Consider the following 19,449-nt stretch of genomic DNA (forward strand, 5'->3'; position numbering starts at 1 on the left):
CCCGTGTTTTTGTGGGTACTCGAGCGCCGGTGCTCAGGACAGCTTCCCGTGGCACTGCTTGTACTTCTTGCCGCTGCCGCAGGGGCAGGGATCGTTACGCCCCACATGCACGCCCTGGGGAATGGCCAGCGCCTGCTCGCCGTCCTCGGGCGTGGCGGATCCGATATCGGCATCCGACGGGCCGCTGTAGTTCATGTGCTCCAGGCTCTCTGCACCGCGCTGGTTCATCGCCACGGCAGCTTCGTCGGCTTCTTCGCGCGAGCGCACCTGCACCGTCATCAGCACGCGCGTGACTTCGGTCTTGACCTGGTCGATGAGCTGGCGGAACAGCTCGAAGGCTTCGCGCTTGTACTCCTGCTTGGGCTGCTTCTGAGCGTAGCCGCGCAGATGGATGCCCTGGCGCAGATAGTCGAGCGCGGCCAGGTGGTCGCGCCAGTTGCTGTCGAAGCTCTGCAGCAGCACGGCGCGCTGGAACTGCGTGAAGTTCTCCTTGCCGATCAGCGCCACCTTGGCTTCGAACATGTCGTTCGCGGCCTTGAGCACCTTCTCGAGGATGTCTTCATCGGTGATGGCGTCCGATGACGCCACCTCCACCTGCAGCGGCAGCTCGATATGCCATTCGCTGGACAGCACGCGCTCCAGGCCGGGAATGTCCCACTGCTCCTCCATGGATTCGGCGGGCACGTACTGGCGCACCACGTCGGTGATGACGTCCTCGCGCATGACGGCAATCATGCCCTCCAGGTCCTGGGTATCCAGGATCTCGTTGCGCTGCTGGTAGATGACCTTGCGCTGGTCGTTGGACACGTCGTCGTATTCGAGCAGCTGCTTGCGGATGTCGAAGTTGCGGGCTTCGACCTTGCGCTGCGCCGATTCGATCGAGCGCGTGACGATGCCGGCCTCGATGGCCTCGCCTTCGGGCATCTTGAGGCGGTCCATGATGGCCTTGACGCGGTCGCCGGCAAAGATGCGCATCAGCTGGTCGTCCAGGCTCAGGTAAAAGCGCGAGGAACCGGGATCGCCCTGGCGGCCCGAACGGCCGCGCAGCTGGTTGTCGATGCGGCGCGATTCATGGCGCTCGGTGGCGATGATGCGCAGGCCGCCCAGGGCCACCACCTTGTCGTGCGCGACCTTCCAATCGGCACGCAGCTTGTCGATCTGCTGCTGGCGCTCGGCGGGCGACAGCGATTCGTCGGCCTCGATCAGCGCCACCTGCTTGTCGATGTTGCCGCCCAGCACGATGTCGGTGCCGCGGCCTGCCATGTTGGTGGCAATGGTGATCATGCCGATGCTGCCGGCCTGGGCCACGATGTCGGCCTCGCGCTCGTGCTGCTTTGCATTGAGCACCTGGTGCGGGAGCTTTTCGCGGTTGAGCAGCTGGTCGATGATTTCCGAGTTCTCGATCGAGGTCGTGCCCACCAGCACGGGCTGGCCGCGCTCATGGCATTCGCGGATGTCCTTGATGGCCGCTTCGTACTTTTCCTTGGTGGTCTTGTAGACCCGGTCCAGCTGGTCGTCGCGGCGGCTGGGCTTGTTGGGGGGAATGACCACGGTTTCCAGCGCATAGATTTCCTGGAATTCGTAGGCCTCGGTATCGGCCGTGCCCGTCATGCCTGCCAGCTTCTTGTAGAGGCGGAAGTAGTTCTGGAAGGTGATCGAGGCCATGGTCTGGTTCTCGGCCTGGATGGACACGCCTTCCTTGGCCTCCACGGCCTGGTGCAGGCCATCGCTCCAGCGGCGGCCCGCCATCAGGCGGCCCGTGAACTCGTCCACGATCACGATCTCGCCGTTCTGCACCACATAGTGCTGATCGCGGTGATAGAGCTGGTTAGCACGCAGCGCGGCGTACAGGTGGTGCACCAGCGAGATGTTGGCCGGGTCGTACAGCGACGAGCCCTCGGGGATCATGCCTGCGTTGGCCAGCAGGCGCTCGGCGGCCTCGTAGCCCTGATCGGTCAGATAGACCTGGTGGGACTTCTCGTCGACCGTGAAATCACCCGGCTTGGTCACGCCTTCGCCGGTGCGCGGATCGGCCTCGCCTTCCTGGCGGATCAGGTTGGGCACGATCTGGTTCATGGCCACGTACATGGCCGTGTGGTCTTCGGCCGGGCCGGAGATGATCAGCGGCGTGCGCGCCTCGTCGATCAGGATGGAGTCCACCTCGTCGACGATGGCATAGTTGAGCGCGCGCTGCACGCGGTCGCCGGGCTCGTACACCATATTGTCGCGCAGGTAGTCGAAGCCGTATTCGTTGTTCGTGCCGTAGGTGATGTCGGAGTTGTAGGCCGCCTGCTTTTCCTCGCGCGAGAGGTTGGGCAGGTTCACGCCGACCGTCAGGCCCAGGAAGTTGTACAGGCGCGCCATGGTGGTCGCATCGCGCTTGGCCAGATAGTCGTTGACGGTCACCACATGCACGCCGTTGCCGGCCAGTGCATTCAGATAGACCGGCAGCGTGGCCGTCAGCGTCTTGCCTTCACCCGTGCGCATTTCGGCGATCTTGCCGTAGTGCAAGGCCATGGCGCCCAACAGCTGCACGTCGAAATGGCGCATCTTCATGACGCGCTTGGAGCCTTCGCGGACCACGGCAAACGCTTCGGGCAGGAGGTCGTCCAGCGATTCGCCCCGCGCGATGCGTTCCTTGAACTCCTGGGTCTTGGCGCGCAATGCCTCATCGCTGAGCTTTTCGTACTCAGGCTCCATCGCGTTGATGCGAGCGACTGTCTTGCGGTATTGCTTGAGCAGCCGGTCGTTGCGGCTGCCGAACAGTTTGGTGAGGAAATTGGTGGCCATGCGTGCAAAGACATATTGCCTGCAGCCCATGGCGCGAAGCAATATGCCCGGAATCCCTTGATTGTTGGTCTTCAGATGGGGCCGTCTCAGCAGCACTCAAGAGCGGCACTCGAATGCCGTCAAAACCTCTTGGAATGCCTGGAACTGAAACACGGACCAAAAAATGATTCTAACCGCGACAACTACCCTTGGTTTTGCGCTGCTTTTGCCGCCCTTGCCGTACATCGCCGGCCACTCTGGCGCAAACTTGCAGCGTTAGAGGGGTAAGCTGCGCCCTGCCCTTGCATTTGCCACGTACCGATGACCGCGACCCGACGCCACCATGCCATCACCGCCATTGCAGCGGTGCAAACCTCGCCCACACTGGCACGCCTGGCCGAACTCACGCGCGATTCCAGCAACCGTCTGGCAGCCATCCTGCCGCTGGTCCCTCCCATGCTGCGGGGCAGCCTGCAAGCCGGCCCCATCGAAGGCGACAGCTGGTGCCTGCTGGTCAAGAACAATGCGGCGGCCGCCAAGGTGCGTCAGCTACTGCCTGCCATGGCCGCCCATCTGCGCACCAAGGGCTGGAACGTGGCACAGATCCGTCTCAAGGTGCAGAGCTAGCCGCCATGCCCGTTCCGCTCCTGCCACATGGAAACAGGAATCTTCCGCAGAAACAAAAAAAGGCCTCCGAAGAGACCTGTTTGGTGCCGGTTGTCGGATTCGAACTGACGACCTACCGCTTACAAGGCGGGTGCTCTACCAACTGAGCTAAACCGGCGAAGCCCGCATTCTAGCCCAGAAATCCGGTCCCTCGGCCGACTGCCGGATTTTTGTCTGCATGCTCCGGTCCGGCTGCGGCTTACTTCACGCGCTTGAGGGCCGGGCGGCCGCCGGCGGGAGCGGCTGGCGGCGGAGTACGCGGTTCATCGTCGTCGCTTTTGGCCGTAACCAGTTGCACCACGCGCTCATCGGCTTCGGCCTCGCCGCTCTCAGCCGCATCGTCCTCGACCATTTCCTCCAGAGGCTCCTGGGCAGCCTCCGCACCCTCCTCGGGCGGGAAAGCCATGCCCTGGCCGGTCTCGCGCGCATAGATGGCCATGACATTGGCCACCGGCACCATGATCTCGCGCGGCTTGCCGCCAAAACGCGCCTTGAATTCGACATATTCGTTGCCGATCAGCAGGCCGCTGGTGGCGTCGTAGCTGATGTTGAGCACGATCTCGCCGTTACGCACGAACTCCATCGGCACTTGCACCGTCCGGTCCACGCGCACGGCGATATGGGGAGTGAAGCCGTTGTCCGTACACCACTCGAACAAGGCCCGCAGCAGGTACGGGCGGGTGGAGGTTGCTTCAGGGGTGTTCATGTCAGTTCCAGACCCAGGGATTCCAAAGACAGAAAAAGCGGACAGGCGGAGGATTGCCCCGCCCTGTCCGCCCCGGTTGCTGCGCAGCTTACTTGCGCATCACCTTTTCGGACGGCGTCAACGCCTCGATGTAGGCCGGGCGCGAGAAGATGCGCTCGGCGTACTTGAGCAGGGGTGCGGCGTTCTTGGACAGCTCGATGCCGTAATAGTCCAGGCGCCACAGCAGCGGAGCGATGGCCACGTCCAGCATGGAGAAGTTCTCGCCCAGCATGTACTTGTTCTTGAGGAACACGGGAGCCAGCTGCGTCAGGCGGTCGCGGATATGGGCGCGCGCCTTTTCCAGGGCCTTTTCGTTGCCCTTGGCATTGCGCTCTTCCAGGGCGCTCACATGCACGAACAGCTCCTTCTCGAAGTTCAGCAGGAACAGGCGCACGCGGGCTCGGTCCACCGGGTCGCCAGGCATGAGCTGGGGATGGGGGAAGCGCTCGTCGATGTACTCGTTGATGATGTTCGATTCGTACAGGATCAGGTCGCGCTCCACCAGGATCGGCACCTGGCCATAGGGATTCATCACGCTGATTTCTTCGGGCTTGCTGAACAAGTCCACATCGCGGATTTCGAAATCCATGCCTTTTTCAAACAGCACAAAGCGGCAGCGGTGTGAAAAGGGGCAGGTCGTTCCCGAATAAAGCACCATCATGGTGGAGGCTCCTAAAAATCAAAAAGAGTGGGACACCCACGGCGCCCACTCTGCACTAACACGGTTTGGCTGCAGACAGCATCTGCGCGGCAGCAAAGTTTTACTTGACGTCTTTCCAGAACGCGGCGTTCAGGCGCCATGCCACAAAGATGAAGAAGGCCAGGAAGACCAGCACGCCAACCCCTACCCGGGTGCGCGTGTTCTGGGCCGGCTCCCCCATCCATTGCAGGTAATTCACCAGATCGCCAACGGCCTGATCGTACTGCACTGAGGTCATCGTGCCGGGAGACAGCTGTTCCCAACCCTTGAAGACCTGGGTTTTAGAGCCGTGCTCCTCGACCTCCTCGAAGACGGCACGGCGCTCACCCTGCAGCTGCCACAGCACATGCGGCATGCCTACGCTAGGAAAGGCGAGATTATTCCAGCCTGTGGCCTTGGTGTCATCCCTGTAGAAAGTACGCAAGAAGGTATAGAGGTAATCGGCACCCGTGCCGCCCGCCCCGGCACGCGAGCGCGCAATCACCGTCAGGTCCGGCGGATTGGCGCCGAACCACTCCTTGGCTTCCTTGGGATTGATGGCGGCCTTCATGGTCTCGCCCACCTTGTCGGTGGTGAACAACAGGTTGTCCTTGATCTCCTGATCGGTCAGGCCGATGTCCTTCAGGCGGTTGAAGCGCATGAAGGCGGCGGAGTGGCAGCTCAGGCAGTAATTGACGAACAGCTTGGCGCCGTTCTGCAAGGAAGCGGTATCGGTGGTGTTGACCGGCGCCTTGTCCCAATGGATGCCGCCTTCGGAGGCCTGGGCTCCGGCAGCAAAACCCACAGCCGCCACCAAGGTGAGGATGAACTTCTTCATTGTTGTTTTCTCCAGCTTCAGTGTGGCTTGAATGTCACGCGCTCGGGCACGGCCTTCATCTCGCCCTTGCGGCTCCACCACGGCATGAGCAGGAAGAAGCCGAAATAGAACAGCGTACCGACTTGCGACACCTTCTCGCCCACCGGCGACGGAGGCTGGACCCCCAGATAGGCCAGGATGACGAAGTTCAGCACAAACACGGCATACACATATTTGTGCCAGCTGGGACGATAGCGGATCGACTTGACCGGGCTGCAGTCGAGCCAGGGTAGCGCGAACAGGATGATGACGGCACCGCCCATGACCACCACGCCCCAGAACTTGGCGTCGATGGACAGCATCATGGCGATCACACCCAGGGCAATCACACCCACTGCGCCCTTGACAAAAGAGGGCAGGCGCGATTTGAGGATGCCATAACCGGCGCCCAGCACCACACAGGCGATCAGCACATACATCATCTCGCTGGTGATGGCACGCAGCATCGAATAGAACGGCGTGAAGTACCAGACGGGCGCGATGTGGTTGGGTGTCTTGAGCGGATCGGCCGGAATGAAGTTGTTGTATTCCAGGAAATAGCCGCCGAACTCGGGGGCAAAGAAAACCACGGCCGAGAATAGGAACAGGAACACCGTCACGCCGAAGATGTCATGCACCGTGTAGTAAGGATGGAACGGCACGCCATCGAGCGGACGGCCCTTTTCATCCTTGGGCGCATTCGGGCCCTTGATCTCGATGCCATCGGGATTGTTCGAGCCCACGTCATGCAGCGCCAGCAAATGGGCCACGACCAGACCCAGCAGCACCAGCGGCACCGCTATCACATGGAAGCTGAAGAACCGGTTCAGCGTCGCGTCGCCCACCACATAGTCGCCACGGATCAGCAGCGCCAAGTCGGGGCCGATGAAGGGTATCGCAGAGAACAGGTTCACGATCACCTGGGCGCCCCAGTACGACATCTGGCCCCAGGGCAGCAGATAGCCCATGAAGGCCTCGGCCATCAGCACGAGGAAGATGGCGCAACCGAAGATCCATACCAGTTCGCGCGGCTTGCGGTAGGAACCGTACAGAAGCCCGCGAAACATGTGCAGATAGACGACGATGAAGAACGCAGACGCACCTGTGGAGTGCATGTAGCGGATCAGCCAGCCCCAGGGCACGTCGCGCATGATGTACTCGACCGAGGCAAATGCCTTGTCGGCATCCGGCTTGTAGTGCATGACCAGGAAGATGCCGGTGACGATCTGGATCACCAGCACCAGCAGCGCCAGCGAGCCGAAGATGTACCAGAAGTTGAAGTTCTTGGGCGCGTAGTACTCCGACATGTGGACGCGATAGGCGTCGAATGCCGTCGGAAAGCGGTTCTCCAGCCAGTTCATGGCCTTGGCGCCGGAGGTGGCGTTCGGGTCAATTTGCTTGAATTCGTGGGCCATTGCTCTTGTCTCCCTCAGGCGGTCTTCTTGTCTTCACCAATCAGGATCTTGGTGTCAGACAGATACATGTGCGGGGGCACCTGAAGGTTGTCCGGCGCGGGCTTGTTCTTGAAAACGCGGCCGGCCATGTCGAAGGTCGAGCCATGGCAGGGACACAGAAAGCCGCCCTTCCAGTCGCTGGGCAGCGAGGGCTGGGGGCCGGCCTGGAACTTGTCCGTGGGAGAACAGCCCAGATGCGTGCAGATGCCGACCACCACGAGGACTTCGGGCTTGATGGAGCGATTCTCGTTGCGCGCGTAGGGAGGAGTGAATTCGTCGGGATGCCGTTCGGACTTGGGGTCGGCCAGTTCGCCGTCGAGCGATGGCAGGTCCTTGAGCTGTTCGGACGTGCGCTTGATGATCCATACCGGCTTGCCGCGCCACTCTACGGTGAGCTTCTCGCCTTCCTTGAGGCTGGAAATGTCCACCTCTACCGCTGCACCGGCTGCCTTCGCCTTCTCGGAGGGCTGGAAGGAGCTCACGAAAGGGACGGCTGTCGCCACGCCGCCCACGGCACCAGCGCATGCCGACGTGATGATCCACGTGCGTTTGCTGGAGTCCACTGGAGAGTCACTCATGGATTTCCTCGAAGTACATCGCTTGATTGGGGTCAGCGATAAATTGTAGCGGTGGGGTCATGGTTATTCCAGCCGCCGTCTGACGTTGACAGATACCAAAGTCGCGCAATACTGCGCTATCTCAAACTCTCAGTGACTGGAATTGCTATGGGGATGATGCAAGAATTCCGCGAGTTCGCAATCAAGGGAAACGTGGTAGATCTGGCAGTCGGCGTGATCATCGGCGGAGCGTTCGGCAAGATCGTCGATTCTGTCGTCAACGACCTCATCATGCCGGTTGTCGGCCTGGTGTTCGGCAAGCTGGATTTCTCCAATCTGTTCATCACGCTGGGCCATGTGCCGGATGGCACGCCCATGACACTGGATGCGCTCCGGAAAGCCGGCGTTCCCGTGTTTGCCTACGGCAACTTCATCACTGTTGCCGTTAACTTCCTGATTCTCGCCTTCATCATCTTCATGATGATCAAGCAGATCAACCGCCTCAAGCGCCAGGCGCCGGCCGAGCCAGAGGCACCTGCCGCCCCTGCGCCCACCCCCGAGGACATCGTGCTGCTGCGCGAGATCCGCGACAGCCTCAACCGCCCCCGCTAAGCCATCTCCACGCAATCCAAAGCCCGCCAAGGCAATGCGCCTGGCGGGCTTTTTTGGTGCGACCCGATCCCAGGAAGTCAGGCCTTGCTTCGCGCAGCAGCCACACCCGTGGCCGTGTCACAGCGACCCCAGGGAGTCACAGCGCCAGGCTGCGGGCCATGCGCACGGCCTCGACCAGGCTGTCCGCATCGGCCACGCCCCGGCCCGCAATGTCGAAGGCCGTGCCATGGTCGGGGCTGGTGCGCACCAGCGGCAGCCCCAGCGTGACATTGACGCCTTTTTCCACGCCCAGATATTTGACTGGGATCAACCCTTGGTCGTGGTACATAGCCAACACCACATCGAATTCACCGGGGTGGCCGGGCGCGTTGCGCGCCCGCATGAAGATCGTGTCCGGCGCAAACGGCCCATGGACATCCATTCCCTCGGCGCCAGCCTGGGCGATGGCCGGGGCGATGATGGCGATCTCTTCCTCGCCGAAAAGCCCGCCCTCGCCTGCATGCGGATTGAGCCCTGCCACGCCGATGCGTGGCGCGCGGCCCAGGTGGCGCGACAGTGCCGCATGGGTGATGCGAAGCGTCTGCAGGACCTGGGGCTGCGTCACCGCGGCAATCGCCTCGCGCAGGGAGACATGGATGCTGACGAGCACGGTGCGCAGCTCGTCGTTGGCCAGCATCATGCGCACCGGCATCTCGGCCAGCGGCACGCCCGCATGGGCTGCGGCCTCGGCCTGCAGCAGCTCGGTATGGCCGGGAAACTTCACACCGGCCAGCGACAGCGCCTCCTTGTGCAGCGGCGCGGTCACCAGCGCCGCAATCTCGCCGCGCAAGGCCGCTTGCGCGGACCAGGTCACGCAGCGTGCGGCAGCCTCCCCGGCCAGGGCACTGACCTCTCCGTAGGGCTGGGGACCTGGCAGATCCGGCAGCGCCAGCAGGGGGATGGTGCCGGGCGGCATGCTCCATGCGTCCCGGGGCTTGTCGATCACGGCAATCGGCTGCGCGATGCCCTGCTCGCCGCCGCACACATGGGCAACCAGCGCCGTGGCACGGCGCAGCGTCTGCAGCTCGCCGACCACAAAGCAGCCTTGCAGGTACTGCGCGGAGCCGGCAAAGGCCTTGGCAATGATTTCCGGGCCGATGCCGGCGCTGTCGCCCTGGGTGATGGCGATGGGGGCAATGGCGGCTGGTATGGAAGCGGTAGGGGACATTGCAGTGAAATCAGCATTCAACGCTTTGCAGCCAAGCGTTTCAAACGATCAGATTGAAAGTGTCAGGCCGGATTGTCGATGTCGATGAAATGGTGCTCCAGCCCCAGCTCCGCCGCCACATGGGCCGCCAGCGCGGGAGCGCCGTAGCGCTCGGTCGCATGGTGGCCGGCCGCGATGAAGACAGTGCCGGTTTCGCGCGCCAGATGGGCTTGCGGTTCGGAGATCTCGCCCGTGATATAGGCATCGGCGCCTGCGGCAATCGCGGCTTCGAAAAAGCCCTGGGCGCCGCCGGTGCACCAGGCAATCCTGCGCAGCGGCTTTGGGGCCGGGCCGTCAGCCAGGGTGACCTCGCGCCCCAGCGCAGCACGGACATGGGCGGCCAGTTGCTCCGCCGAGGCAAAATCCGCCTTGGCCAGCCAGCCCAGGTTTTGCTCGCCGAAGGCTGCCTCGCCCTGCAGGCCCAGCCGCGCTCCCAGCTGCGCATTGTTGCCCAGCGTGGGATGGGCATCCAGCGGCAGATGGTAGGCAAACAGATTGATGTCGTGCGCCAGCAGCAGGCGGATGCGTTCCTTGAGCCAGCCGGTGATGCGCCCGTCCATGCCGCGCCAGAACAGGCCGTGGTGCACAAAGATGGCGTCGGCCTTGTCGGCAATCGCAGCCTCGATCAGTGCCCGGCTGGCCGTCACGCCGCTGACTAGGCGTTTGATCTCGCGCCTGCCCTCGACCTGCAGGCCGTTGGGACCATAGTCCTTGAAGCGCTCGGGCTGCAGCAGGCCGTCGAAGCAGGACAGGAGTTGGTTTCGCTCAATGCTCATGCGGCTATTGTGCCAAGCAGGCGCGGGCCGGACATGAAAAAGGGCAGCCCGCAGGCCGCCCCGGATCCGTCATGCGGAATCAAGCCGCCATCAGGCCTTCTTCGCCTGCCATCCCTTGCATGCCAGCGGCCAAAAGCCCATGGCCACGCCCAGCACGCCCATGGCGGCGACATAGTGGGCAGGGGCCAGCACATCCACCTGCTGCCACACCGACACCAGCATGGGCGTCAGGCCGCCGAACACGGCATAGGCCATGTTGTAGGAGAAGGACAGGCCGGTGAAGCGCACCTCCGGCGGGAAGGCCCTCACGCCCACCACCGGCAGCAGCGAGATGCTGCCCACGAAGAAGCCCACGGTCGCATAGGTGCAAACCAGCGAGGCCTCGGTGCCCGGCAGGTTCAGATAGAACAGATAGGTGGTGAGCGTCATGCCGCCCCAGCCCAGCACCATGGCGCCGCGCGTGCCGATCCTGTCGGACAGCCAGCCCCAGAACACGCAGCCGATCGTCAGCGTCACCGTGGCCACGGCATTGGCCTTGAGCGCCATGGCCGGCACGATGTGGAACACCTTCTGCAGATACGAGGGAGTGAACAGAATCACCACCACGATGGCCGTGGACAGCACCCAGGTCATCAGCGCCACCACCACGCAGGCCTGGCGATGCTCGCGCAAGATGGTCTTGATGGGCAGCTCGCGGTCGGCCTGCTTGCGTGCCTGCAGCTCCTGGAAGATGGGTGTCTCATGCAGGAACTTGCGCAGATACACCGATACCAGCCCGAACACGCCGCCCAGCAGGAACGGGATGCGCCAGGCCCAGTCGTGGATTTCGGCCGAGCTGTAGGTGCTGTTGAGCCAGACGCCGATGATGGAGCCCAGGAAGATGCCGCCGGTAATGCCCGAAGTCAGCGAGCCGATGGCAAAGCCGTAGCGCTTGGCCGGCGCATGCTCGGCCACGAAGACCCAGGCACCGGGCATCTCGCCGCCGATGGCCGCTCCCTGCATCACGCGCATCAGCAGCAGCAGGATGGGCGCGGCAATGCCCCAGCTCTCATATGTGGGAAGCAGGCCGATGATCAGCGTGGGCAGCGCCATCAGGAAGACGGACAGCGTGAACATCTTCTTGCGGCCCAGGATGTCGCCGAAGTGGGCGATCAGAATTCCGCCGATGGGGCGCGCCAGATAGCCGGCCGCGAAAATGCCCAGCGTCTGCAGCTGGCGCAGCCAGTCCGGCATCGCGGCCGGGAAAAACAGCGAGCCGATCACATTGGCGAAAAAGACGAACACCACGAAGTCGTAGAACTCCAGCGTTCCGCCCAGGGCCGACAGGCCCAGGGTCTTGTAGTCCTCGCGATTCAGAGAACGGTGGGGCACGCCGGCCGCCGGGGCGGCAGGCAATGCATGGTCAAGCGTAGTCATGTGTTTCCTAGAGCGAACAGCAAGACAGCGCGGAAGTCGCCGCGGCAACGGGTCAGCGTGCAGCGGCAAACCGGTCACGGCAGGCCTGGTGTGCCAGGCCCGGTCCATCCGAACATGGCCGCTTGGTGGGCGGCCACTTCGGCAAACGGCGATGCAGGCGCAGTCGAAAATTCATTCTAGGGTTAGCACTCATGGCTGCCGCACTGAAAAAACTATAGGCGACAGCATTCCTATGCCTTGCGGGCGCTGCATTCCTGCCGGGTTTGCGCTAGGCATCGAGGCGGCCGTTTTTCTTGCCACGCCCATTGCGGCGGCCATGCTTCACAATGGGGCCTTGTCCCGCCCTTTATTCATACGGATTACATGAAACGCACCTGGCTGCTGTTTTCCCAAGCCGTCACCGTTCTGGTGGCTATGTATTTTGTAGTAGCAACCCTGCAGCCAGACTGGCTCCGCAGCCAGGCTACGCGCAGCAACGCCGGTATTTCGCTGCTGCAGGCACCCGCCCTGCCCGCCGGCGAGACGGCGCCCGGCAGCTTTGCGCCGGCCGCGCGCAAGGCGGCTCCGGCCGTGGTCAGCATCAACACCAGCAAGGCCGTGCGCCATCCGCGCGCCAACGACCCCTGGTTCCAGTTCTTCTTCGGCGACCAGGGACCGCAGGAGCAATCTGGTTTGGGAAGCGGTGTCATCATCAGTCCAGATGGCTACATCCTCACCAACAACCATGTGGTCGAGGGCGCCGACGACATCGAGGTCACGCTGACCGACAGCCGCCAGGCCAAGGCCACCGTCATCGGCACCGATCCCGAGACCGATCTCGCCGTGCTCAAGATCAACCTGGACAAGCTGCCCGTCATCGTGCTGGGCAACTCCGACCAGGTGGCCGTGGGCGACCGCGTGCTGGCCATCGGCAATCCCTTCGGCGTGGGCCAGACCGTGACCAGCGGCATCATCAGCGCGCTGGGCCGCAGCCAGCTGGGCATCAACACCTTCGAGAACTTCATCCAGACCGATGCCGCCATCAACCCCGGCAACTCCGGCGGCGCGCTGGTGGACATCAGCGGCAACCTGCTGGGCATCAACACGGCCATCTACTCGCGCTCGGGCGGCAGCATGGGCATAGGCTTTGCGATCCCCGTCTCCACGGCCAAGATGGTGCTGGACGGCATCGTCAAGGACGGCAAGGTCACGCGCGGCTGGATCGGCGTCGAGCCCAACGAGCTCTCGCCCGAGCTGGCCGAAACCTTCGGCGTCAAGGCCGATTCCGGCGTCATCATCACCGGCGTGCTGCAGGCCGGTCCTGCCGCCCAGGCCGGCATGCGCCCGGGTGACGTGATCGTGAAGGTGGGCGACACGCCCACGCGCAATGTCTCGGAACTGCTGACCGCCGTGGCCGCCCTCAAGCCCGGCCAGGCCACGACCTTCGACGTGCGCCGCGGCGACAGCAGCGTGGAGCTCAACATCACGCCCGGCCTGCGGCCCTCGGCCAATGCGGCCCAGCAGCAGCCACGCCGCCGCTGAGCCACCGCGGCACAACGCAAAAGCCGGTGCTTCGCACCGGCTTTTTTCATGCTGGAACCATCGGAGTCACCGGCACCGCACTTCAATAATCATAGCTGCAGGCGCCATTCCGATCATCGGTTCAATACAAAACCAGCCCTAACCTCTTATTCATTGGGCGCAGGCAGCTATCAAAAAAAGGCCCCGGAATTGCTCCCGGGGCCCTGCTGCAGGGTACGCGCTCCTGGCGCAACGGTCACTGGCCGTCGGCCGGCTTGTCGACCGCGGTCTGCGTCCCTTCCTCGTCGGGCGCGCGCGAGACGCGGCTGAACCAGCCCGCGCCCAAAATCCCCACTTCGTAGAGCAGGCACATGGGCACGGCCAGCGCCAGCTGCGAAATCACGTCGGGCGGCGTGAGCACGGCGGCCACGATGAAGGCCAGCACCACGAAGTAGCCGCGGAAGGACTTGAGCTTGGCGATGTCCACCAGGTCGAAGCGCACCAGCAGCATCACCACGATGGGCACCTGGAAGGCCGCGGCAAACGCCAGGTACAGCGACAAAATGGCTTCCACGTACGAGGCGATGTCGGGCGTGGCCGCCACGCTGGAAGGCGTGAAGTGCTGGATGAAGTTGAACATCTTGTCCAGCACGAAGAACTGCACGAAGCCGATGCCCATGTAGGCCAGCAGGCTGCCGAAGACGATCAGCGGCAGCGCGAACTTCTTCTCGTGGCTGTACAGGCCGGGTGCCACAAAGGCCCAGATCTGGTACATCAGCCAGGGCAGCACGGCCAGCACGGCCACCATCAGCAAGACCTTGAGCGGTATGAAGAACGGCGAAAACACGCCCACGGCAATCAGCTTGGCGTCGGGCGGCATATGGGCCTTGATCGGATGGGCAATGAAGTCCATCAGCCTGTCGGGGCCGGGCCACAGGCTCAGGGCGATAACGGCCACGGCAATGCCGTAAATGCAGTACAGCAGGCGGTCGCGCAGCTCCATCAGGTGCTGCACGAACGGCTGCTCGGTGCCGGCCAGCTCGTCTTCTTTAGGAGAAAAATCGGACATGGTGCAAAACGGGATCAGGGCCGGTGCCGCCCTGTGCGCTGGAAACAGAAACACGGCCCGCATTCCGCAGGCCCAGGCAGCGCGCAGGCCGGGTGGCCGCAGCGCCAGGCGCCTTTTTGGAGGATGCGGCTCCTGAAAATCCGCAGGCCCGCCAATGCGGGCCCTCGGGTCTGCGAATGCGGCCGCCAGGGCGGGGTGCCGGGAAAGCGACGGCCCGCTGGCCGCGTGCCAGCATGCTAGCGGAACTTCTGCGGACGAAAGCGCGCCACGCGCGCCGCACCCGACTGGGCCTTGGTGCGCACGCCGGCGCGGGCCTTGTACCACTGGGGCACGGCCGCGCGCTTGACCCGCCAGTTCTTGCGCGGATGCCGGTAGGTGGGCACCACGGCGCTGTGCGAGCCGGAATCGACGCCGGATTCGAAGGCCGAGGCCGAAGTCATCGGGGCATCGTCGCGCAGGTCCCGGGTGGCGTCTTCCCAGCCCTTTTCCAGCTGGGAAGTCTGCGCGTGGATGCTCTGCTCCACATCGCGCGCCGCGGTCTCCACGCTCTCCTTCATCTTGCGCAGCTCGTCGAGCTCCATGGAGCGGTTCACCTCGGCCTTGACGTCGGCCACATAGCGCTGCGCCCTTCCAAGCATGGTGCCCGCCATGCGGGCCACGCGCGGCAGCTTCTCGGGGCCGATGACCACCAGGGCCACGGCTCCGATGAGCGCCATTTTGGACAGGCCAATATCAAACATGTGTCAGTGCCGCCGGATCAGCTCTTTTGCTTGGCTTCCACGTCGATCGTGGCCTTGTCGGCGGCATTCTGGTTGGCGACCTGGCCGGCCACAGCATCGCTGCTGCCGTCGCTGGCACCGTCCTTCATGCCGTCCTTGAAGCCCTTGACCGCGCCGCCCAGGTCGGTGCCGATGTTCTTGAGCTTCTTGGTGCCGAACACCAGAACCACGATGAGCAGCACGATCAGCCAGTGCCAGATGGAAAACGAACCCATGACTATCTCCTAACGAATTGCAATCCATTTTAGACGGCCGCCGCGCAGGCCGCCGCCCAATGCCCCACAAAAGCAGCACGGGCTTGGGCGCCGGCAACCAGCGCCGCGCCTCGGGGTCAGCCTTTCTTCCAGGGGCGGGGGCCGCCCAGCACGTGGATGTGCAGGTGGTGCACCTCCTGGCCGCCTTCGGTCCCCGTATTGACCATCAGGCGAAAGCCGCCGTCGGGATAGGGATTGCAGCCCTGCTCCGCGGCCAGCCGCGGGGCCAGCGCCAGCATGCGGCCCAGCAGCGCGGCATCGCCGGCCGAGACCTGGGCCATGGACGGGATGTGCTTCCTGGGAATCATCAGGAAGTGCACGGGCGCCGAAGGGTTGATGTCGTGGAAGGCAAAGACTTCCTCGTCCTCGTATACCTTGCGCGACGGAATCTCGCCCTTGGCAATGCGGCAGAAAATGCAGCTGGAATCGTAGTGGGAATCGTGGTAGTGCATGCGTACTTATCAATTCAATGGTTGCGCCACTCACCTCTTGAGACGGGCGCGTTCCAGGCGAGAAGCGGCCAAAGGGCCCAAGCCGGCCGCGCCGCCCCACAGCAAAGGCCGTCGTCCCGTTGCACGCCGCCCCTTCCCGGGGAACGCGGCGCAGCCGCTCAGGAGGTCATCACACAGCATTGTCGTTGAAACGCAGGGTCTGCCGCACGCCGATGTCCTGCCGGTGCTCGTGCAGCCAGCGCTGGCCCTGCTCGCGCCCGAGGTCGAACAGATCGTGCACCATGTTGATGTCGGCCCGCGTCTTGCTGGAGGCGCCGTATCCCTTCAGGACCGCGCCGCCGTCGATGCGGTGCATGAGCACATGCTTGTAGCGCTCGGAATCCAGGCGCTTTTGCTCCAGCAGCCGGGTGACGAATTCGATGGCGCGCAGTTCGGCCAGCAGGCTGGCGTTGAAGGTCACCTCGTTCATGCGGTCCATGATGTCGCCGGCCGTGCTCGGCAGCTCGATCGACTCCTTGGGGTTGATCTGCACCAGCAGGATGTCGCGGCTGCGCGTGCCGTAGATCAGCGGATATAGCGCGGGATTGCCCGAAAAGCCGCCGTCCCAGTAGTATTCGCCGTCGATCTCCACGGCCTTGAACAGCTGCGGCAGGCAGGCAGAGGCCATGATGGCGTCGGCCGTGACCTTCTCGCCCGAGAAGATCTGGCCGCGCCCGGTTCGCACGTTGGTGGCGCAGACGAAGAGCTTGGGCACCGCCAAGGGATGGGCGGGATGCACGAGCTGCTCGAAATCCACAATCCCCTCCAGCAGCTTGCGCAGCGGGTTGAAATTGAGCGGATTGGTCTGGTAGGGCGACCAGAAGTGGTTGAGCATGCCCATCAGCGGCCCGTTGGCCAGCGGCACGCCCCAGGTCAGGCTGCCCATGGCGCCCACGCCTTCCCAGAGATCGCGCAGCGCCTTGCGGGCCAGTTCGCGGCCCCGCTGGCGCGCGGCATCCACCGTTTTTTCCTCGGCCGCGGCCTGCGCGAAGCCGTGGGCCAGCACCACCGCATTCATGGCGCCGGCGCTGGTGCCGCTGATGCCTTCCAGCACCAGCGTCTCGTCCTCCAGCAACGCATCGAGCACGCCCCAGGTCAGCGCCCCGTGGGAGCCGCCGCCCTGCAGGGCCAGATTGAGCACGGTTTGCGTTGCCTGGGCCATATATGCATCCTGTGGTGTCAAGGTTGTAACAGGACACCAGCTTAGCCGCGGTGCGTCAAGAGGGGCGAGCCTCTCCGCCCGTCCTGCTGTCAGCAAAATGGCGGCAAGCGGCGCCCATGAAAAAGCCCCTGCCGGCAACGGCAGGGGCTTGGGGCGTGGAGCGGCACGGCTCCTCAGTCCATGACGGCGCGGTGGGCATTCATCGCCACCATGCCGCGTACGATGCGGTACAGGAACCAGATGGAGATCAGGCTCCAGGCAATCCAGCCCGGCACGAAGAACAGCAGCCACAGCGGCAGCGTGACCACGTACAGGATGCCGGCCCAGGCCACGCTGCGGATGCGCCAGGAAAAGTGGCTTTCCTGCCAGGTGCCGCGTGCTTCGTCGCGCTTGACCAGATCGATGACCAGCGCGATCAGCAGCAGCACGATGCTGGGCTGGGCGCTGGGCACCACGGCGGCCACGGCCACGACCAGGTGCAGCAGGTAGCTGACCCAGCCCCAGGCCTTCAGGCCTTCCATCTGGGCAGCATCCCGGCCGGGTACGTCGATGATGTCTCTATCGCTCATGAGGCATGTCCTTTCTCCTGGGCTGCACGTTCGTCGGCCTTGCGCAAGGCCTTTTCCTCGAGGCCGCTCAGGCCTTCGCGGCGCTCCAGCTCGGCGATCACCTGGGCAGGCGTCAGGCCGAAGTGGGCCAGTGCGATCATGGAGTGAAACCACAAGTCCGCAACTTCATAAAGGATTTTGCCGGGATCGCCGCCATGCTCCGCATCCTTGGCGGCCATCACGACCTCGGTGGCTTCCTCTCCCACCTTCTTGAGAAAGGCGTCCGGCCCCTTGTGCAGCAGGCGGGCCACATAGCTTTTCTCGGGATCGCCGCCGTTGGCAGGCTTGCGGCTCTCGATCACGGCAGCCAGCCGGGCCAGGGAATCTTGAGACACAGCATCGGAAGTGGTCATAAATCTCTCTTCACGCATCGCACTGGTGGCGATATTCCAAATCGAAGCGGCCTATGCCAGAGGCAGCAAGCAAGGGCCGCCCCGCAGCGAAGTCGCCGTCCCCTTTCAAGGGGAAGCGGCGCGGCCGCTCAGGGGTTACTTATAGATCGTTTCCGGATCTTTCAAGACCGGCTCCACGGGCGTCCACCGGCCACTCCTGAGCACGCTGTAGAAGCAGCTGTGGCGGCCGGTGTGGCAGGCGATGCCGGGCTCGTGGCCGGTCTGGGTGACCTTGAGCAGGATGACGTCGTTGTCGCAGTCGATGCGCAGCTCGTGCACGGTCTGCACATGGCCCGACTCCTCGCCCTTGAACCACAGCTTGCCGCGCGAGCGGCTGAAGTAGACGGCGCGGCCCAGCTCGGCCGTCTTCTGCAATGCCTCGCGGTTCATCCAGGCGAACATCAGCACGTCGCCCGTGTCCTTCTCCTGCGCGATGACGGGCACCAGCCCCTTGTCATCCCATTTGACCTGATCGAGCCAATCCATGGTTCACTCCTGAATCCGGAGCAGCCTGCGCCATTCATCCTATGGATTCCATATCAAGATGATCTGAAATCCCCTCAGTTCATGCGCAAGCCGCTATGTTTTTTAAAGACGCACGGGAATGCCGCGTGCGCGCATGCATTCCTTGGCCTGCTGCACGGTGTATTCGCCGTAGTGGAAGATGCTGGCTGCCAGCACGGCATCGGCGCCGCCCTGGGTCACGCCGTCGGCCAGGTCCTCCAGATTGCCCACGCCGCCCGAGGCGATCACGGGTACCTGCACGGCGTCGCTGACGGCGCGCGTGAGCTGCAGGTCGAACCCGCTCTTGGTGCCGTCACGGTCCATGCTGGTCAGCAGGATCTCGCCCGCGCCGCGACGCGCCATCTCCATCGCCCATTGCACGGCATCGAGCCCGGTGTTCTTGCGTCCGCCGTGGCTGTAGACGTCCCAGCCCTCGCCCACGGGCTTGCCATCGGCGCCGATGCGCTGCGTATCCTCGGCCGAGCGGCGCTTGGCGTCGATCGCCACCACGATGCACTGCGCGCCGTACTTGTCGCTGGCCGCGTTGATCACGTCGGGATTGGCGATGGCCGCCGAGTTGAAGCTGGTCTTGTCGGCCCCTGCGTTGAGCAGGCGGCGCACGTCTTCCACGGTGCGCACGCCGCCGCCCACCGTGAGCGGAATGAAGACCTGGCTGGCCACGGCCTCGATGATGGGCAGGATCAGGTCGCGCCCGTCGCTGGTGGCCGTGATATCGAGAAAAGTCAGTTCGTCGGCGCCCTGGGCGTTGTAGCGGGCCGCGATTTCCACCGGATCGCCGGCATCGCGCAGCTCCACGAAGTTGACGCCCTTGACGACGCGGCCACCGGTCACGTCGAGGCAGGGGATGATGCGTTTGGCCAGCATGGGAAGCCTTCTAGAACAACAACAGAAAA

General features: G+C 63.7%; 21 protein-coding genes and 1 tRNA gene. 3 read left to right on the forward strand and 19 right to left on the reverse strand.

The annotated features are described in order from the left end of the window. Positions 1-33 precede the first annotated feature (33 nt). Complete coding sequence (gene secA, locus Cte04_RS05665) at positions 34-2,790, reverse strand: preprotein translocase subunit SecA (RefSeq protein WP_066474023.1); 2,757 nt, start codon at positions 2,788-2,790, stop codon at positions 34-36. Between the two features lie 300 nt (positions 2,791-3,090). Between secA and Cte04_RS05670 the strand changes: the two genes are divergently transcribed. Further along, on the forward strand, positions 3,091-3,396 hold the full coding sequence (locus tag Cte04_RS05670; protein ID WP_066473409.1) for a hypothetical protein: 306 nt from the start codon (positions 3,091-3,093) through the stop codon (positions 3,394-3,396). An 81-nt stretch (positions 3,397-3,477) separates the two neighbouring features. Here the strand turns inward: Cte04_RS05670 and Cte04_RS05675 are convergent. The 6 genes from Cte04_RS05675 to petA form a co-directional block, all read right to left on the reverse strand. Then, a tRNA-Thr gene (locus Cte04_RS05675) sits at positions 3,478-3,553 on the reverse strand. A gap of 81 nt (positions 3,554-3,634) precedes the next feature. Then, positions 3,635-4,141: a ClpXP protease specificity-enhancing factor gene (locus tag Cte04_RS05680; protein WP_066473411.1), complete on the reverse strand. Its 507-nt coding sequence runs from the start codon at positions 4,139-4,141 to the stop codon at positions 3,635-3,637. Between the two features lie 88 nt (positions 4,142-4,229). Next, positions 4,230-4,841, reverse strand: a complete 612-nt coding sequence (locus Cte04_RS05685) for a glutathione S-transferase N-terminal domain-containing protein (protein ID WP_066473414.1) — start codon at positions 4,839-4,841, stop codon at positions 4,230-4,232. Positions 4,842-4,941: 100 nt separating this feature from the next. Continuing rightward, positions 4,942-5,697, reverse strand: coding sequence for a cytochrome c1 (locus tag Cte04_RS05690; RefSeq protein WP_066473417.1), 756 nt, complete (start codon positions 5,695-5,697; stop codon positions 4,942-4,944). 17 nt (positions 5,698-5,714) lie between these two features. Next, the gene (locus Cte04_RS05695; protein ID WP_066473419.1) at positions 5,715-7,130 is read right to left on the reverse strand and encodes a cytochrome b; all 1,416 of its coding nucleotides are present in this window, start codon (positions 7,128-7,130) and stop codon (positions 5,715-5,717) included. A gap of 14 nt (positions 7,131-7,144) precedes the next feature. Then, entirely contained in the window at positions 7,145-7,747 is a 603-nt protein-coding gene (gene petA, locus Cte04_RS05700; protein WP_066473421.1) for a ubiquinol-cytochrome c reductase iron-sulfur subunit, read from the reverse strand. Between the two features lie 147 nt (positions 7,748-7,894). Between petA and mscL the strand changes: the two genes are divergently transcribed. Beyond that, positions 7,895-8,338, forward strand: coding sequence for a large conductance mechanosensitive channel protein MscL (mscL, locus tag Cte04_RS05705; RefSeq protein WP_066473424.1), 444 nt, complete (start codon positions 7,895-7,897; stop codon positions 8,336-8,338). 136 nt (positions 8,339-8,474) lie between these two features. On the opposite strand, the gene pdxA is transcribed toward mscL, so the two are convergent. From pdxA to Cte04_RS05720, 3 genes are all read right to left on the reverse strand, one after another. Beyond that, positions 8,475-9,545, reverse strand: coding sequence for a 4-hydroxythreonine-4-phosphate dehydrogenase PdxA (gene pdxA, locus Cte04_RS05710; RefSeq protein ID WP_066473427.1), 1,071 nt, complete (start codon positions 9,543-9,545; stop codon positions 8,475-8,477). 62 nt (positions 9,546-9,607) lie between these two features. Then, complete coding sequence (locus Cte04_RS05715; protein ID WP_083526518.1) at positions 9,608-10,360, reverse strand: Nif3-like dinuclear metal center hexameric protein; 753 nt, start codon at positions 10,358-10,360, stop codon at positions 9,608-9,610. Positions 10,361-10,450: 90 nt separating this feature from the next. Beyond that, a complete protein-coding gene (locus Cte04_RS05720) occupies positions 10,451-11,776 on the reverse strand; it encodes an MFS transporter (RefSeq protein ID WP_066473429.1) in 1,326 nt (441 codons plus the stop codon). 363 nt (positions 11,777-12,139) lie between these two features. Between Cte04_RS05720 and Cte04_RS05725 the strand changes: the two genes are divergently transcribed. Then, positions 12,140-13,297, forward strand: coding sequence for a S1C family serine protease (locus Cte04_RS05725; protein ID WP_066473432.1), 1,158 nt, complete (start codon positions 12,140-12,142; stop codon positions 13,295-13,297). Between the two features lie 235 nt (positions 13,298-13,532). On the opposite strand, the gene tatC is transcribed toward Cte04_RS05725, so the two are convergent. From tatC to hisF, 9 genes are all read right to left on the reverse strand, one after another. After that, the gene (tatC, locus tag Cte04_RS05730; protein ID WP_066473435.1) at positions 13,533-14,345 is read right to left on the reverse strand and encodes a twin-arginine translocase subunit TatC; all 813 of its coding nucleotides are present in this window, start codon (positions 14,343-14,345) and stop codon (positions 13,533-13,535) included. Between the two features lie 236 nt (positions 14,346-14,581). Next, a complete protein-coding gene (gene tatB / locus Cte04_RS05735; RefSeq protein WP_066473446.1) occupies positions 14,582-15,085 on the reverse strand; it encodes a Sec-independent protein translocase protein TatB in 504 nt (167 codons plus the stop codon). A 17-nt stretch (positions 15,086-15,102) separates the two neighbouring features. Next, positions 15,103-15,339 (reverse strand): Sec-independent protein translocase subunit TatA, encoded by a 237-nt coding sequence (tatA, locus tag Cte04_RS05740; protein ID WP_066473449.1) that lies wholly within the window; start codon positions 15,337-15,339, stop codon positions 15,103-15,105. A gap of 116 nt (positions 15,340-15,455) precedes the next feature. Continuing rightward, positions 15,456-15,830 carry a histidine triad nucleotide-binding protein gene (locus tag Cte04_RS05745; RefSeq protein ID WP_066473454.1) on the reverse strand — a complete coding sequence of 125 codons (375 nt, stop codon included), beginning with the start codon at positions 15,828-15,830 and terminating at the stop codon, positions 15,456-15,458. A 169-nt stretch (positions 15,831-15,999) separates the two neighbouring features. After that, a complete protein-coding gene (locus tag Cte04_RS05750; protein ID WP_066473457.1) occupies positions 16,000-17,031 on the reverse strand; it encodes a patatin-like phospholipase family protein in 1,032 nt (343 codons plus the stop codon). Positions 17,032-17,204: 173 nt separating this feature from the next. After that, positions 17,205-17,600, reverse strand: a complete 396-nt coding sequence (locus tag Cte04_RS05755; protein ID WP_066473460.1) for a DUF4870 family protein — start codon at positions 17,598-17,600, stop codon at positions 17,205-17,207. Next, positions 17,597-17,992 (reverse strand): phosphoribosyl-ATP diphosphatase, encoded by a 396-nt coding sequence (locus Cte04_RS05760; protein WP_066473465.1) that lies wholly within the window; start codon positions 17,990-17,992, stop codon positions 17,597-17,599. The genes Cte04_RS05755 and Cte04_RS05760 overlap by 4 nt, the downstream gene beginning before the upstream one ends. Before the next feature lie 135 nt (positions 17,993-18,127). Continuing rightward, positions 18,128-18,517 (reverse strand): phosphoribosyl-AMP cyclohydrolase, encoded by a 390-nt coding sequence (gene hisI / locus Cte04_RS05765; protein ID WP_066473477.1) that lies wholly within the window; start codon positions 18,515-18,517, stop codon positions 18,128-18,130. A 102-nt stretch (positions 18,518-18,619) separates the two neighbouring features. Beyond that, positions 18,620-19,420: an imidazole glycerol phosphate synthase subunit HisF gene (gene hisF / locus Cte04_RS05770; RefSeq protein WP_066473479.1), complete on the reverse strand. Its 801-nt coding sequence runs from the start codon at positions 19,418-19,420 to the stop codon at positions 18,620-18,622. Between the last annotated feature and the right edge of the window lie 29 nt (positions 19,421-19,449).

It is taken from the genome of Comamonas terrae (assembly GCF_001544075.1).
In the GTDB taxonomy this organism is placed as follows: domain Bacteria; phylum Pseudomonadota; class Gammaproteobacteria; order Burkholderiales; family Burkholderiaceae_C; genus Comamonas; species Comamonas terrae.

Bases quoted from the DNA above. Each gene is read 5' to 3' on its own strand.
- secA (WP_066474023.1), bottom strand. From the start codon at position 2,790: ATGGCCACCAATTTCCTCACCAAACTGTTCGGCAGCCGCAACGACCGG.
- Cte04_RS05670 (WP_066473409.1), top strand. From the start codon at position 3,091: ATGACCGCGACCCGACGCCACCATGCCATCACCGCCATTGCAGCGGTG.
- Cte04_RS05680 (WP_066473411.1), bottom strand. From the start codon at position 4,141: ATGAACACCCCTGAAGCAACCTCCACCCGCCCGTACCTGCTGCGGGCC.
- Cte04_RS05685 (WP_066473414.1), bottom strand. From the start codon at position 4,841: ATGATGGTGCTTTATTCGGGAACGACCTGCCCCTTTTCACACCGCTGC.
- Cte04_RS05690 (WP_066473417.1), bottom strand. From the start codon at position 5,697: ATGAAGAAGTTCATCCTCACCTTGGTGGCGGCTGTGGGTTTTGCTGCC.
- Cte04_RS05695 (WP_066473419.1), bottom strand. From the start codon at position 7,130: ATGGCCCACGAATTCAAGCAAATTGACCCGAACGCCACCTCCGGCGCC.
- petA (WP_066473421.1), bottom strand. From the start codon at position 7,747: ATGAGTGACTCTCCAGTGGACTCCAGCAAACGCACGTGGATCATCACG.
- mscL (WP_066473424.1), top strand. From the start codon at position 7,895: ATGGGGATGATGCAAGAATTCCGCGAGTTCGCAATCAAGGGAAACGTG.
- pdxA (WP_066473427.1), bottom strand. From the start codon at position 9,545: ATGTCCCCTACCGCTTCCATACCAGCCGCCATTGCCCCCATCGCCATC.
- Cte04_RS05715 (WP_083526518.1), bottom strand. From the start codon at position 10,360: ATGAGCATTGAGCGAAACCAACTCCTGTCCTGCTTCGACGGCCTGCTG.
- Cte04_RS05720 (WP_066473429.1), bottom strand. From the start codon at position 11,776: ATGACTACGCTTGACCATGCATTGCCTGCCGCCCCGGCGGCCGGCGTG.
- Cte04_RS05725 (WP_066473432.1), top strand. From the start codon at position 12,140: ATGAAACGCACCTGGCTGCTGTTTTCCCAAGCCGTCACCGTTCTGGTG.
- tatC (WP_066473435.1), bottom strand. From the start codon at position 14,345: ATGTCCGATTTTTCTCCTAAAGAAGACGAGCTGGCCGGCACCGAGCAG.
- tatB (WP_066473446.1), bottom strand. From the start codon at position 15,085: ATGTTTGATATTGGCCTGTCCAAAATGGCGCTCATCGGAGCCGTGGCC.
- tatA (WP_066473449.1), bottom strand. From the start codon at position 15,339: ATGGGTTCGTTTTCCATCTGGCACTGGCTGATCGTGCTGCTCATCGTG.
- Cte04_RS05745 (WP_066473454.1), bottom strand. From the start codon at position 15,830: ATGCACTACCACGATTCCCACTACGATTCCAGCTGCATTTTCTGCCGC.
- Cte04_RS05750 (WP_066473457.1), bottom strand. From the start codon at position 17,031: ATGGCCCAGGCAACGCAAACCGTGCTCAATCTGGCCCTGCAGGGCGGC.
- Cte04_RS05755 (WP_066473460.1), bottom strand. From the start codon at position 17,600: ATGAGCGATAGAGACATCATCGACGTACCCGGCCGGGATGCTGCCCAG.
- Cte04_RS05760 (WP_066473465.1), bottom strand. From the start codon at position 17,992: ATGACCACTTCCGATGCTGTGTCTCAAGATTCCCTGGCCCGGCTGGCT.
- hisI (WP_066473477.1), bottom strand. From the start codon at position 18,517: ATGGATTGGCTCGATCAGGTCAAATGGGATGACAAGGGGCTGGTGCCC.
- hisF (WP_066473479.1), bottom strand. From the start codon at position 19,420: ATGCTGGCCAAACGCATCATCCCCTGCCTCGACGTGACCGGTGGCCGC.